The 13933-nt window shown below is 69.8% G+C and carries 11 protein-coding genes; 2 read left to right on the plus strand and 9 right to left on the minus strand.

From position 1 onward, the window contains the following. Positions 1–96 precede the first annotated feature (96 nt). The 9 genes from mobF to ACWCOV_RS09850 all read right to left on the minus strand — a co-directional run bounded on the left by mobF (position 97) and on the right by ACWCOV_RS09850 (position 11961). Positions 97–4779, minus strand: a complete 4683-nt coding sequence (gene mobF, locus ACWCOV_RS09810) for a MobF family relaxase (protein WP_449828838.1) — start codon at positions 4777–4779, stop codon at positions 97–99. 244 nt (positions 4780–5023) lie between these two features. Further along, positions 5024–6439: a DUF2637 domain-containing protein gene (locus tag ACWCOV_RS09815; RefSeq protein ID WP_449828839.1), complete on the minus strand. Its 1416-nt coding sequence runs from the start codon at positions 6437–6439 to the stop codon at positions 5024–5026. Between the two features lie 56 nt (positions 6440–6495). Then, on the minus strand, positions 6496–7254 hold the full coding sequence (locus ACWCOV_RS09820) for a hypothetical protein (RefSeq protein ID WP_449828840.1): 759 nt from the start codon (positions 7252–7254) through the stop codon (positions 6496–6498). Then, positions 7254–7445: a hypothetical protein gene (locus ACWCOV_RS09825; RefSeq protein WP_449828841.1), complete on the minus strand. Its 192-nt coding sequence runs from the start codon at positions 7443–7445 to the stop codon at positions 7254–7256. The genes ACWCOV_RS09820 and ACWCOV_RS09825 overlap by 1 nt, the downstream gene beginning before the upstream one ends. After that, complete coding sequence (locus ACWCOV_RS09830; protein ID WP_449828842.1) at positions 7442–8296, minus strand: deazapurine DNA modification protein DpdA family protein; 855 nt, start codon at positions 8294–8296, stop codon at positions 7442–7444. The genes ACWCOV_RS09825 and ACWCOV_RS09830 overlap by 4 nt, the downstream gene beginning before the upstream one ends. Beyond that, positions 8293–10533 (minus strand): type IV secretory system conjugative DNA transfer family protein, encoded by a 2241-nt coding sequence (locus ACWCOV_RS09835; protein WP_449828843.1) that lies wholly within the window; start codon positions 10531–10533, stop codon positions 8293–8295. Before ACWCOV_RS09835 ends, ACWCOV_RS09830 begins: the two co-directional genes overlap by 4 nt. A gap of 29 nt (positions 10534–10562) precedes the next feature. After that, positions 10563–11078, minus strand: coding sequence for a Pycsar system effector family protein (locus tag ACWCOV_RS09840; protein WP_449828844.1), 516 nt, complete (start codon positions 11076–11078; stop codon positions 10563–10565). After that, positions 11078–11479, minus strand: coding sequence for a hypothetical protein (locus ACWCOV_RS09845; protein ID WP_449828845.1), 402 nt, complete (start codon positions 11477–11479; stop codon positions 11078–11080). Before ACWCOV_RS09845 ends, ACWCOV_RS09840 begins: the two co-directional genes overlap by 1 nt. A 95-nt stretch (positions 11480–11574) precedes the next feature. Then, positions 11575–11961 carry a helix-turn-helix domain-containing protein gene (locus tag ACWCOV_RS09850; RefSeq protein WP_449828846.1) on the minus strand — a complete coding sequence of 129 codons (387 nt, stop codon included), beginning with the start codon at positions 11959–11961 and terminating at the stop codon, positions 11575–11577. A 143-nt stretch (positions 11962–12104) separates the two neighbouring features. On the opposite strand from ACWCOV_RS09850, the gene ACWCOV_RS09855 reads away from it, so the two are divergent. Further along, entirely contained in the window at positions 12105–12956 is an 852-nt protein-coding gene (locus tag ACWCOV_RS09855; protein WP_449828847.1) for a hypothetical protein, read from the plus strand. A gap of 10 nt (positions 12957–12966) precedes the next feature. Then, positions 12967–13866 (plus strand): NAD-dependent epimerase/dehydratase family protein, encoded by a 900-nt coding sequence (locus ACWCOV_RS09860; protein WP_449828970.1) that lies wholly within the window; start codon positions 12967–12969, stop codon positions 13864–13866. Positions 13867–13933 lie beyond the last annotated feature (67 nt).

Raw genomic sequence — 13933 nt, forward strand, 5'->3', positions numbered from 1 at the left:
AGGCCACCAACCCCAGTCACAGAAGGGCTTTTCGTCCCGGCCGAAGGCCGGGGTGCTCTCCCGCCCGCCAGGGGCGGGAGGGCCTGGACCGCGCGGTTAGTCGTCGTCGCCGCCGAGTTCCAGCACCGGTCCGTGGTCGTCCGTCGCCTGATCGGTGGCGGTGGTCGGTGATGTGTTGGCCTGCTCGGCGGCAGTGTCGTCGGCGTGCCACCGGGCGAGTTCCTCGGCTCGGGCTTCGGCATCGTCGGCGGCGTGGCGTTCTTCGGCTTCGCGGCGGTGCTGAATCTCGATCAGCGCCCGCTGTGCTCGGCGTACCGCTTCGGCGGTCTCGTCCGCGGACGGAACCCGCGGAACATCGGACTCCGCGACGGTCTCCTCACCTGCGGCGACCTCCCGAATGTCGGCCGGCGCCTGGCTCTCCAGCACGGCGCGGTCCACAACCGTTTCTGTTTCGTCGGCGTCAACATCGCTGATCGCCTCGGCGCCGGTGGTGTTGTCGGCGGCAACGATCTCCGGGGCGAGGCTTTCGTCGGCAGCGACGTCGGACCCCGCAGGCTTGCTGGGTAGCTGGTCGTTGACCAGTGCCGCCTCCACGAGCTCGTCGGCGGGCACCGCGTGCGTGGTGTCGGTGTCGCGCTGCTGCGCGATGTCGGCCAGCTCGTGCTCATCGGTGACCTCGCGGTGTTCGTCCTCGGCGGCTTCGGCGTCGATCGTGTCGAGCAGTTCCTCGGGGGTGGGTCCGTCGTCGCTGTTGTCGATGCCGCGGGCCTCCAGTTCCGCCTCGGCGCGTTCGGCGTTCGCGCGGGTTTCGGCGGTGTGCGCCCACCAGACGGCGCGGGCATCGTCGGCGACCTGCAATTCGGCGGCGCGGGCCTCCAGCGCCTGAGCGAGTGCCTTGGCTTGATCGGCTTCGGCACGCAGCCGATGACGCGTCGCGGCGTCGTCGGCCGCGTCGGCTTCCGCGGCGCGGAGCGCGGCGGTGCGGCGTTCGCGTTCGACCGCCTGGCGGGTGCCGGCGAGTTCCTCGGCGACGTAGGGCGGCGCCCACGCCTTTTCCCGCTCGTAGGCGCGGACCCGGACCCGGAGCTGGCCGTTGGACATCTCGGCTTCGGCGCGGTCGGCTTCGGGCCGGCCGAGTGCGCGCCAGGCGGCGCGCCAGGAGGCGTACTGCTCGACCTGTCCTGGCTTGGGTGCCTTGCCGAGCGCGTCGTCGGTTGCCTCGTGCGCCATGACCTCGCGGTGTGCGGCCACCATGCCGGCCTTCTGAATCCACTCGTCGCGTTCCCGGCCGGGATCGGTCGGCGGCCGATCGAACGCCTCAATCGCCCACTGCGGCTGCTCCGTCGCGACCTGCTCGCCGAGCTGGGTGGCGCGGGCGTCTGCCTCAGTCGCGAGGTTGGTCAGGTACGCCGACCACTTGGGGTCATCGACTCGCGGAAGTCGCTCGCTGTAGGTGTCGCCGAGCGGGTCGAGGTTTCCGCCGGCGCGTTTGATCCGGTCCTGGATCACGTGACTGATCCGGCGCGCGTCGTGCAGCGACCGCTGCTGGATCGCCTCGGTCAGCGCCTGGCGCGGATCGTGCCCGGCCAGCTCCACACGGCGCAGCAGCGTCTGGAGTGTTCCGGCACCGTCTTCGACCGCGAGGGCGGTCCGCTGCTCGGCCGTGAGCACGCCTGCGTCGGCGAGTTCGTCCAGCCAGCGGGCGGTGCGACCGGCGGTTGCCAGGGAGATGCCGTCGGCCAGCAGCTCTGCCGGGGTGCGCAGCCGGTCGGCTTCGGCGGCGGACTCGGCCGCGGTTTCCAGCGCCGACAGTTGCGGGTCGTCCAGCTCGAACGCTCCGCGCAGCACCGACAGCGGCGTCCGCTTCGCGGCAGTGGTGGTCTCGCCGTACTCGGCTTCCTTCGACAGCGACTGGGTGACGACGTGCACGGTGTTCGCGACCCGGCCGCGGGTCATCGCGACATACAACGCATATACCGACGTGTTCGGGGTGGCGACCAGGTGACTGGAGTCCACTGTCAGACCTTGAGAGGAGTGGACGGTCGCGGCGTAACCCAGCGCCACCCAGTCCCGCACATAGCTCGCCGGCAACACCATCGTCTCGCCCGGTGCGGCCCGGCGGGTGCCCCGGATCAGCGGCGCGACCCGCAGTCCGCCGTCGTCCAGGACCTCGGTCACGAGGAACTCGTCGCGGTTGAACGCGGCGCGGGAGTTGCCGCGGTATCCGTTGAGGTGCCAGGCGTTGAGCCGGGTCTGGATCAGATCACCGCGGCCGACGCGGTTGCCGGTCGAGGCCAGCCAGGCGGTGCGCGCGTCATCCACATGGCCGTACTCGACCAGCCGGGCACGCAGCTGCGCGGACAGCTCGGCGGCCTGGGCGTTGGTGTCCACGATCAGCAGCGCGTGCCGGCCGTTGAGGTGGTCGGCCAGCCACGCGTCCGCCGCGGCACGTTGCGCGGCTTCGATGTGGCCGCCGTCGAGGATGCGGCCCTGCTTGTGGTACTCGGCCAGCACCGACTCGTCGCCCTCGCGGAGCCGCAGCGACGCCGGGCCTTCCCACGCGTTGTTGAAACGCCGGGTCTCGGTCAACTCGTGGGTGAGCGCGTTGCCGGTCACCAGTTCCATCCCGCCGCCGGCGCCGACCGCGGCGAGCTGGCGGTGGTCACCGACCAGCAGCAACTTGGCTCCCGCGACCGCGCAGCGCGCATGGATCTCGGCCAGGTCGCTGGTGTCGGCCATGGCCGATTCGTCCACCACGATCAGGTCGCCCTCGCGCAGCAGCCAGGCCCGATCCTGCGGCGCGTCCGATCCGTCGGCCAGGCGCTGCTGCGTCAGCAGCCATCGCCGGATGTTCATGGCCGTGACGCCGTCGGCGGCCATCACCTCGGTGGCCACCTGGGACGCGGCAAGCCCGACCACGCGGTGCTGCTGGCCGTTCCACAGGCTGTCGGCGCTCTCCCACGCAGTGGCGAGCGCGCCGATGACGCGGGACTTGCCGGTGCCGGCCGGACCGACCAGCGTCTCGACCTTCGCCCCGGAGGTGAGGATGCCGCGCACCGCCGCGGCCTGGTCGTCGCCGAGCCGCAGCCCGGCGACCTCCAAACCTTCGAGGAACCGGTCGGCGGCGTCGCTACTCATCGCCGCCGCCCCCCGGGCGTATCCCGCCTTGGCGAGTTGCCGTTCGGCCTTCAAGTGGTCGGGCGTGACGTAGCGGGCCGCGCCCGGTGCCGAGTACGCCGACGATCCGTCGCCGCGGCGCAACTCCGTCGGCAGCGCCCCGAGCTCGCCGGCGCTGTGACCGGGACGGTCGGCATCGACCCGCTGCGCGAGCTTCAGGCCGCGCTCGGTCAACCGGTCGAGCAACCGCGCGACCTTCTCCGGTCGCAGGTTGCCCAGGTTGTCGGGCAGCGCGTTGCTGATAGCGCGGGTCAGGTCTGACGTGCGCCAGGTCGCATGCGCTGCCTGCACCTCGGCCAGGGCGGTCTCGAGCACCTTCGCCTCGTTGATCCGGCCGGGCAGCCACTGGCGTTGCCGCAACTCGAGCACGTCGCGCGCGACCTTGCCGAGTCCCCCGCGGACCTCGGCGCGCAACTGCCGATCCCAGCGCTCCAGCCGCTGCGCGACGGTCTCGCCGTCGTGCGACTTCGATCGGCGGGTTGCCAGTGTGGCGGTGCGCTGGAGCCGGTCGAGTTCGAGGCTGTTCGGCTCCCGGCCGAACTTGGTCTCGAAATCGGCGACCAGCCGAGCGGTCTTCTTCGTGATCGCGCGCCGGCGCGACGAGAACAGGTCCATCACGGCCTGGTCGATGCCCACGACCTCGCGGGCCTTGCCGTCGGGGCGCATCGCGAAGCGGACCCCGAGCGAGCGCGTGAGGTGTTGTTCCATCGCGCGTTCGCCGACCGCGCCGGCGGCCGGCTTGTAGCGGTGCAGTGCCTTCGAGTCGAGCGTGCGCCATTGCCCGTCGCTGGCCTGAACGCGATTCAGGATCGCGTTGTGGATGTGCAGCTGCGGGTCGTGGTCGCGCGAATCGTGCTGGAAGAACGACGCCACGATCCAGTCATGGGCGTCGTCCCAGCGGCCGGCGGCGCCGCCGTGGTGGCCGACACGGGTGTACCCGGCCCTGTCCTGCAGGTAGGTCAGCGCGGCCTGGTTCCCAGCCCAGATCGCCTCCTCCACCGCCTGGCGGTGCTCGGCCCAGTGCACGGCTTCGGCCTCCGCGCGGTGCACCGCAGTGCGGAGCCGGTGCACCGCTTCACCGTCGCCGGTGCGCTCGGCGTCCTCCAGTGCACCGCGGGCCCGCTCCGCTTCGGTGCGGGCCTGCACCTCCTGCGCCTCGAACGCGGTATGGAGCACCGTCACCGACTTCTGCACCGAGAACGTGGCGTCGTGGAACGCGACGTTCTTGCGCACCGCCTTCCCTGCCAGTGCACGCAATTCGGCGCGCCGCTCCGGTGATGCACCGGGCTCCTTGGACAGTGCATCGGCGTACACCTGCTCCTCGGACTTGTACGCCCGCCCCGTGTGGCCGAGGGTCTCGGCTTCGTCCCACCGCGCCGGGTCACGGAACGCCTCGTCGCGCGGGTCGATGAACCGCTCATAGAGCGCGGTCATGTCCTGCGTGTCGACCTCGCCGGACAGGCCGAGCGCCTCCGCGCCCTTGCCGAACCAGCGCCCGGGCGGCTCGCCGGCCGCGACCGCGCCCGTGTAGTAGTTCTCCCGGCCGGACGCGACCGCGCCGGTCAGGTAGTCGGCACGGTGGCCGCTGGAGATGCTCAGCACGAGCCACCCCCCGCGCGTGTCACGACCAGCGCGACAGCACCGTTTGCCGCCGCAGGCGGCAAGCCGATCCGACGATGCGAAGCGGAGTCGAGGCTCCACTTGATCGTGATGCCTTGGTGTGATCTGAGTTCTTTGGTCTTGCTGCTGCCTGCTGGCGGCTGCTGAATCGTCGGGTCGGTCATGGTCGCTGCGGGTGCGTGCCTGTCTTGGTGACTGGCTGCTGATCGGGTGTTGTGTGTGCTGGTCATCGGCTGCTGCTCGATTCGAGGTCGCGGCTTGCGGCGGATTCGTTGTCGGTGTCAGGGGTCTTGTCAGGGTTGGTGTCAGAGGGGTTTTCGCCGGGCTCGGTGACGAGCTGGAGCTGTCCACGGACCTGCGGGACGGGTGGCGGGTTGTCGGCGTCACCGGTGGCAGTGGGCTCGGCCCACCCGGCGAGTTCCTGGAGGCGCTTGGCGCGGCCGAAGCCGACCGGTCGCCCGAATGCCTCCTCGGTGGCGCGGCGGATTTCGCGCTGGCCGAGCGGTGCACCGCCGTGTTCGGCTGCGTGGCGCACCACCGCGTCGAGCAGTTCGGCGTCGGACGGCCCGGCGCTCTTGCGCGGTGCAGCATCGGGCGACTCGTCGGTGCGGTGCGGTGCGTGCACCGGTGCAGGTGCACTGTTTGGGCCGTCGTTGTGTACCGGTGCAGTCGGTGCGGTGCGGGTCGGGTGGTGCACCGGTGCGGTGGCCGATTCGGTGCGGAGTGCGCCGAGCAGGTACGCGAGCAGCCACACCGGTGCACTCGGGTGCTCGTTGCGTCCGGGCACGTCGGCAGGCGCGGCTGTCTCGGCCGGTCGGCTCGGGCCGGTCAGTCCGAGCGCGGCGGAATCGACCAGCGCGAGCAGCTCGCCTGGCGTCAGCCGTCCGGTGGCCGGCAGGAGCGCGGCGAGTCCGCTGGCCGATAGCAGCCCGTCGCGGATGGTCTGCAACGCGGCCGTCCGGGCGGCCCGGGCGGCGTCGAGTGGCCACAGCTTGTGGCTGGGGCACAGCGTCGCCAGCCGTGAGGCCATCCGCACGACCTGCTGGACCAGCGCCCGCGCATCGGCCGGGTCGTCCGTGCCGGTCCGCGACAGATGCAGCCACACGCGGGTGGTGATCACCGGCGAGGTAAACCAGGTCAGCGCCGACAGCCGCGGCTTCGCGGGCTGCGCGAGCTTCATGTGCAGCCGCAGCAGGTGCGCCAGCATCTCAACCAGCACCGCGTATGCCAGCGGCGCAAGGGCGTGCGCGACAGCGTCGGCGATCCCCGTCGCGGTGTCGATGTTCAGCCACACGGTGCCGCCGATGAACACGTACGTCGTGACCAGCGCACCGGGAATCCGCCACCCGCGGGTCAGCGCCGCGAGCCGCAGCGCCGTGCAGGCCACGATCATGCCGTCGGCCACCAACGGCACCAACGGGCTGTCGAACTTCTCCGACACCGCACCGAACGAGCGGGCACCGCCGATCCCGGCCACGCCGAGCGCGGCGATGATCGCGACCACGATCAGCACCCGGCGGGTCGTCAGGCGCCCGGACTCGATCGCGCCGGTGACGCTGCGAGCCGTGCGCCGGGCCGCCCAGACCAGGCCGGTGAGGACGGCGGCGAGGAGCAGCAATGCGGCGCCGCCGGCGGCGATCATCGGCCAGGTGACCGCGCCCGGGTCGAACGCCTCGGGCAGGTTGATGGACAGGGTGGTCATCGCTGGCCTCCAGCGGTCGTGTTCGGTACGGCGGTCAGGCCGCCACGGCGACCGGCCTTGATCTGCTCGGTTGTCGGGGCCGGGCCGTGGGTGTCGCGGTTCGTGGACCACCAGGTCACAAACGGGTCGGCGTCAGCGGCCAGCGGCACGGTGATCGCGGGCTGTCCGGCGGGGTCGCGGTGCGCGAGCACGTCACACGCGGGCGCATACTCGCCGATGCGCCGCGTCACGCCGGGGCGTTGGCGGTCGTGCCAGTCGCCGACGAGCTTGTTCGACGCCTCGTCGCTGTCGTAGGCGGCGGTCCAGGCGTCCATCAGCCACAGCAGTTCCTCGACGATTTCGGGGTGCCACAGCCAGCACGGCGGCAGCGTCTCCCGCGCTGTCGCGTACCGCAGATACGTGGATTCCATCCACGGCAGCAGCTCGCTCAGCACCGCCTCGATCGCGGCCGCGTCGTGTTCGGGCAGCCGAAGCCACGACCGCACCGGCTCCACCTCGCTCTCCGCGGCGGCCCGGCTGCGGCCACCGTTGGACTTGGCGGCCAGCCGGGTCAGCAGCTCCTCGAAGGAGGCGACTGTGTTGCCGAGCGAGGCAACCGTGTCGTTCAACCGGGACACGGCGGCCTTGCTTGCGGTGTGCTGCAGTCCGGTCTTCATCGCGGCCACGTCGCGGCTCAGCGTCTCGACCGAGCGGGCCAGCCCGGCGACCGCCGCCAGGGCGGCGGTGCCGGGGTCTTTGTCGTCGTCGTACCGCATCAGTCGTCGCCTTCCCTGTACAGGTCTTCGAGCCAGTCGCAGAACTCGTCGGCGTCGACCGCGACGAGCCCGGTCGGTCGGCCGTGTTCGTCGTAGGCCGGCACCGCCCGCAGACCGGCGCGCTCGATCTCGGCGCAGCCGTAGTAGGCGCGCAGCTCGTCGGCTGGCGAGCCGTTCGTCGGCGTCGTCATGCCACTCCCCTCTCGCTCCACGGCCCGGTGTGCAGGTCGTCTGTGCGCTCGGCGGCACCTGACCGCGGGCCGGGGTAGTCGAATAGCGCCAGTGGTTCGTGGCTCGGGATCGAGGCGACCACGCGCTCGCGCCACTGGTGGGCGTAGCGATGGCAGTTCGCGCAGTTCTTGTGGCGGCAGCCGGGCAGCGGCGGCTTGCGTCGGGCGTCGATCGACCAGGCCATCGAGTCGGCCGAGGCCAGTCGCTGCCCACAGGTGCGCAGCCCGAGCACCTTGAACCCGAACCCGTGTAGCCGCCGCACACCGGTCGCGTGCAGGGCGTCGATGATGGCGAGGGCTTCGCTGGTTGCCTGACGGCGACAGACCGAGCCGAGCCCCACCAGCTCGGCCGTGGTCAGGTCGACGCCAGCCGCGTCGTACAGGTCGGCGCAGACGAGATAGTCATCGAGGCGCCAGCCCTGCAGTACGGGCACGAACGGCAGGTCGGGCGCGATCTCGCGCAGCTGGACGTAGTTGGCGACTGTCCGCTGCAGGTGCTCGAGTAGCGGCAGCCCCGTCTTGGACAGGATCCACGGTTCACACATCCAGTCCTGTGGTGCCGCCCAGGCCAAGTTCCCGATCTCGTCGCGGTACCGGCGAACTCGAGCGGCGTACTGCCTCGGCGACGGGCCGTGCTCCCACGATCCGTGGGAGGACAACTCAGTGAACCCGCCCGAGTCCAGCGCCCAGGAGGCCGATGCCCTCGGCAACGTCTTGTAGCCGCGCAGCCGCCGGTCCGAGACGAATAACGGCACAACGCTGGTCCGCAGCCACCCGGGCTGGTGCGTCCCGAGGAAGAACTGTGCCTTCATCGGTTCACCTCCGGCGACACCCGGCTCTGGCCGGTCTGCTCGTCGGCAGCGCGCCGAGCCAGCGCGGCACGGGCCTTGCGCATCGCACCGGCAAGCCGCAGCCGGGCGAGGAGTTCGCGGGCCGGGTCGATTGCCTCCAGCCACGTCACCGTGGCGTCAAGCCGGTCAGCGATCCGTCGTACGACGGGCTCGGTCAGTCGCTGCCGTGCGGCGATTGCCCGGTCGAGTCCGGCGAGGATCTGGTCGCGCAGCCACGTGGCGTTGACGAGGAGCCGGGCACCGACCCGGTGCTCGATCGTCGCGAGCTGGCGGCTGGTCCACTGCACGCTGCGGCGGTTGTGGAACCGCTGCATGCGCAGGTCGCGGCGGTTCCACGCCATCTTGACCCGCCCGATCGCGGGCGGCATCCCGCGGGTGATGATCAGCGCCTGCCCGGCCCGCAGCTGCGCGACCTGCCCCGGGGTGAGGACCGGGACGCGTCGGTCACTGATCGACACCCCGCCCGTGGTGCGGTCGCGGGTCGCGACCTGCTCCAGCCGTTCGCCGCACAGCGTGGACCAGAACTGCAGGTCGTCGTCGTCGGAGGTGCCGGCCAGCACGACCTTCGTGGTCACGTTGGTGAGCAGCGCACCAGTGGCGGCCTCGCCGAACCGGTCGCGCAGCTGGGCGCGGGACTGCGCGGAGATGTGCAGCGTGATCCCGCGGGACCCGAAGTCACCGGTCCACCGGTCCAGCGGGATCAGACAGATCAGCGCGGCCTCGTCCAGCACCATCGTCAGCTGCGGGTCCAACCGGCGCCCCGGCGTACGGACCGCAAGGGTCTTGGCCTGGCGGGCGATGTGGGCGGTGAGCGCGGTCACCAGGGGGGCGGTCTTCTTGTCCTCCGCGCCCAGCAGGTAGACGGTGCCGGTCTCGGCCAGCAGCCGCTCCACGTCGAACGGCACCCCGCCCGGTGCCGCCGCAGCGGCGGCAGTAGGGACCGACAGCCAGCTCAGCGCGGGCATGATCGTCGTGGAGATGCTGGAACGGGTGCGCTCGTTGTTGGTGAAAAACTGCGTCGCCTGCTGCTCGAACCCGGTCGCGTTCGCCACCCGCAGCTCCCACAGCACGTCGGACTTCGCCTGGTCGTCGGGGTGGGCGATCCAGCGCTGAACGTCGGCCATCGTGTAGCCGCCGAGCGCGGCGGCGTGCATCAATGCCGTGAGCGCCTGGCGGGCCAGGTTCAGCCAGTGCTCGGCGTCGTCGGACTTCGCACCCACACCGTCGAGCAGGTCCGAGGCGCGGTCCATCACCACGCCCGGGTCGGTGCACCCGGTCAGCGGGTCGAAGGTGATCGTGGACCCGTCGTCAGTGAGACCGTCGGGGTCGAACACCCACACCGGGCCACGCTTGGCGCGCTGGGTGCGGGTGATGTCGAGAATGTCGGTCTTCGTGCTGGTCGCGATCACCGCGCCCGGCGCGTCCAGCAGGTGGTTCATCATCAGGCCGGTCTTGCCGGCGCGCGGACCCGCCACGGTCAGCGTGTGGTCCTCAGCCGACGACCGGACCTTGACCCAGCCAACCGTGGCCACGGTCGCGCCGATCTGGCTGAGCGGCACGAACCGCCGCTTCCACGCCGGCACTTCGGCCAGCGAGGGGCGGACGATCTTCGCCTTCTTGCGCAGCATCCGCGCCGACGAGACCCGCCGCACGTCCCACCCCGACGCCAGCCCGTCGGTGACCCGGCCGGCGCGGCCGAGACGGCGCAGCAGTCCGCGCGAGCTGGACCGCGACCGCAGGGTGAACCCCGCCGTGACGAGCAGCACGACTCCCGCAGCGATCAGCAGCTGCCACCAGCGCTGAGAAGCCTGCACGGTTGACGGCAGGGCCCGCAGCACGAACCCGGCATAGCCGAGCCACAGCGCGACCGCGAGACCGCCGCCCACCGGGCGGTTGACCGCCACCACGGCGAGCGTGATCAGCAGCAGCACTCCACCGGCGATCACCCATCCGGCCGCACCACCCGGCGCGCCGAGCCGCAACCCGATCGCGCCGGCCAGCAGCACCCACAGCGGCGTCGCGATCAGCGCGCCATGCATCAGCCGCCAAAACAACAGGCTGGCCGTCACCAGTCCGACCGCGCCGGTTGCGGCGGCCCAGTAACCGACCTCGGTCAGCGTCGGAGTCTTGTCCCAGGCGACCGCGGCCACGCCCGCGGCCAGCAGCGCCACCACGGCGAGGGTGAACCGCGGGGCCATCACACCCTCGGTCCTGGACGGCCGGCGCATCATCGCGCACCACCGATCAGCACACCGGCCACGGTGAGGACCGCGCCGAGAACGGCGGCGAGGAACGACACCCGCAGCCACTGGTGCTTCGTCCAGGCGATGTCGGCCAGCCGCTTGGCCTGGTGAGTCACCGCCACCAATGTGTCGGCGACCTTGTTGTCGTACGTTCGCGGGTGGATGTGGCGGTCGAGCAGCTGCTCGACCGAGCGGCGCCGCACCGCACCGAAGTACAGAAACTCCCCCGGCACCAGCGCATCCGCTGGCCGGTGCAGCCGCGGCACCACGACCAGCAGCGCCGACCCCAACGCCACCGCCAACGCGACCAGCGCCACACCGAACGCCACCCGCGCGACCAGAGGGGCGCCGTGCGACTGCGAAACCAAGGTCAGAACAAGCGCCGCCAGCGCGGTCTCCACCGTCGCCGCGAAGCCGGCCTTCGTGTCGGCCTTGTCGATCGCCTGCGCGGCCGAGTCGTGCATCCGCCACGCCAAATCCAACTGTGTGCGCTCGTTCATCACGCACCACCTGCTGCGTCAGTTGACGCCTCGGGCTGCACGTTGTGGCTGTACGACAGCAACGCGGTGTGTGCCGCCATTGACTCGGCCGTGAACGCGGTAGCCCACGCCCGCACTGGGCCGAACAACTTCCGCACGCCGTACGACCCGCGCCGCGGGTCCTCATCCGCCGACTCGCCCAGTGCCTCAGCGACCCGATCCACGACGGCCCGCTTGGACTGCCAGTCGCCTCGACCGGTGTAAAACCCCGCATCCACATCTGGCGCGGGCAACTCGGGGTGATCGGCCACGAACGCGGCCAGCTCGAACAGGCCGCGAATCACCGCGGCATGCTCAGCCGGAACCTCCAACATTCCAATCGGCGGCACCCACTCGGTGCCGGTCTGTACTGCGTCAGTCATGCTGTAGACCTCTCGAACTCGTACCTGAGTGAAGGGAGAACCGGCCCTGTTCTGGTTGGCGCCTGTGCAGGGCCGGTCCATCGCATTCCGCGTATTCATGCGGCACCGCCACCGGCGCGCCGATGCTGCTCCTTCCACTGCGAGCCCCAGTCCGCGATGTCTACCGACGTTCCGGACTCGAGCAGGTCTGTCACTGCCGCCGCGGGCACGCTGTACTTCTGGCCAACCCGCACTGCCGGAAAGTCCTCGCGCCGCACAAGCCGGTAGAGAGCCTCCGGCGAGATGCTGAGTAGCGCGGCGGCCTCCGGCACGGTGTAGGTCGGAACACCCCGGCTCCGCTTGTGCAACGCGCTCTCCAATGCGCGATTGCGCGCGGCGAGTCGGAGTGCCGCACCAACCGTCCGCGCGGCTACTGCGCGGGTTGACATGGCCGGATCAGCCGTATCTGTCTGTGGATCCGGCAGGTCTGTCGAGCTCGTCATGTGGTGCTCCTAGTTCTCCCTGGCTGGCATGTTTGGCTACCCTGTATAGATAAGTTAAGCACCCCTTGAATCAGAAATTCAAGCCCCCCTTAAGCCGGAAGTCGAGAGGCACTAGGATGGGCTGATGCAGGGAGGTGAACGGAGTGGACGACCTTGAGCGTCTTCGGGCGATCGAGGATCCCGTCGAGCAGTTCATCTACTCGGGCGACGTCCTCAATGCCCTGGACGCAGCCATCACCGAGGTAGGCGACATTCGACGTCTAGCACTCGACAAGATGCGTCAAGATGGCATGACCCTGGCGCAAATCGCGGAACGCGTAGGCCTCTCAGTCGCTCGGCTGTCTCAGCTCGGTGCACCGCGCCGCCGACCAGAGCGAGTAGTCCTCAGCACCGGCGATACCGTTCATGTCGTCCTGCCCGTCGAGCAGGCACCCTATCCGGAGGGGCCACAACGTCCGGTCGTACATGAAAGCGACATAGCGTTCCGGGACGACATCCAACGGCTGGCGCTGGAGTTCGGCCTCGAGACCAAGACCGAGCACCTGCCGGCAGGCGAATACGTGGATCTCAACCGCGACGGGCTCGTCGTGACCTGCGGTCCGCGACAGTCGCCTTGGCTGACCCAGATCCTCGCCTCGGATAGCGCGTATGGCTTCGAGCGAGACGACGAGAGCTGGTACCTGCTCGACAAGTCGACAGGTGAGAAGTTGCGGTCACCGAGGCACCGGAATGAGGGCGGCGACCTTGCGTACCTTGGCACGCTGCCCAGGCCAGATGGCAAGGGAACCTGGCTGTACTGCGCGGGCATTCATGCGCCCGGATCCCGAGGTGGCGCCCTCTATCTAGCCGAGAACATTGCCAAGCTGTATCGAGAGACGCGCAACCACCTGTGGTCGTGTCTCGTCCAGTGCGACTACGACCCCGACACGCAGGAGATCAGCAATGCAAGACTCGTTGCCCCAGTCCGGCGTCGAGAGCGCCTCCGCCAACGTTGACGCAATGACTATGCGCGTCGTGGTTCTGGGCGCCTCGGGATTCATGGGGCACCATTGCTCGCAGCTGCTGACTGACCGGGGAATCGACCACCTTCGCGTCGGTCGGACTCAAGGACCCGTCGTAGATGTTGGCCTTGACCTCGTGCAGGCACCGCAGGGAGAGCTCGTCGACCTGCTTCGGTCATACAAGCCGACAGCTGTGATCAACTGTTCGGGAGCTGTACGTGGTACCGCCGGCGAAATGATGCGGACCAACGTCGCGAGCGTTCACAGTCTCGTGTCGGCATCCCGGATCGCCGCTCCTGCAGCCAGGATTGTGCAATTGGGATCCTCCGCCGAGTACGGCGCACAGGATGAGCAGCGACCCATAGCTGAAGACGCCCAAGAGCGGCCAAGCAGTCCATACGGATACTCGAAGCTGGCTGCCACGCAGCTCGCATTGCATGCCCGGAGGCAGGGCCTAGCCGTCACGGTCCTTCGCATTTTCAATGTGAGTGGTCCGCTCTCACCGACCAGCACGCTGCTTGGTGGGGTTGTAGCAAAGCTACGAAGCGGCGACCCGCTCATCGTGGACTCACTAGACGGATGGCGAGACTACGTCGACGTGCGAGATGTTGCCGCAGCGGCCATTGCGACCATCCAAGCCGCAGCCGCGCCTCCGCTAGTAAACATCGGCTCCGGGCAAGCTGTCCGTACCGGTGATTGGCTGAAGCGCCTGATTGAGATCAGCGACACCGAGGCCGAGCCAGTCGTAGGGGCCGACCCGCAGCGGACACACAAATCCTCAGCGGCTGAAGTCTCATGGCAGTGCGCTGATATCTCCCTCGCGCGGCGAACCCTCAACTGGTCGCCACAGATCGCCCTTGACCCATCTCTAAGAGATACGTGGTTAGCCACGGTCGGCAACTGAAGCTAACCCCGGTCTCCAGGTGGCAGTCGTCAGCTACCTGACGGGGTGTCGAGCCGACGTGTCCGGC

The organism is Kribbella sp. NPDC002412 (assembly GCF_053592935.1).

Coding starts and splice junctions, on each gene's coding strand:
- ACWCOV_RS09815 (WP_449828839.1), bottom strand. CDS start 6,439: ATGATCGCCGCCGGCGGCGCCGCATTGCTGCTCCTCGCCGCCGTCCTC.
- ACWCOV_RS09820 (WP_449828840.1), bottom strand. CDS start 7,254: ATGCGGTACGACGACGACAAAGACCCCGGCACCGCCGCCCTGGCGGCG.
- ACWCOV_RS09825 (WP_449828841.1), bottom strand. CDS start 7,445: ATGACGACGCCGACGAACGGCTCGCCAGCCGACGAGCTGCGCGCCTAC.
- ACWCOV_RS09830 (WP_449828842.1), bottom strand. CDS start 8,296: ATGAAGGCACAGTTCTTCCTCGGGACGCACCAGCCCGGGTGGCTGCGG.
- ACWCOV_RS09835 (WP_449828843.1), bottom strand. CDS start 10,533: ATGGCCCCGCGGTTCACCCTCGCCGTGGTGGCGCTGCTGGCCGCGGGC.
- ACWCOV_RS09840 (WP_449828844.1), bottom strand. CDS start 11,078: ATGAACGAGCGCACACAGTTGGATTTGGCGTGGCGGATGCACGACTCG.
- ACWCOV_RS09845 (WP_449828845.1), bottom strand. CDS start 11,479: ATGACTGACGCAGTACAGACCGGCACCGAGTGGGTGCCGCCGATTGGA.
- ACWCOV_RS09850 (WP_449828846.1), bottom strand. CDS start 11,961: ATGACGAGCTCGACAGACCTGCCGGATCCACAGACAGATACGGCTGAT.
- ACWCOV_RS09860 (WP_449828970.1), top strand. CDS start 12,967: ATGCGCGTCGTGGTTCTGGGCGCCTCGGGATTCATGGGGCACCATTGC.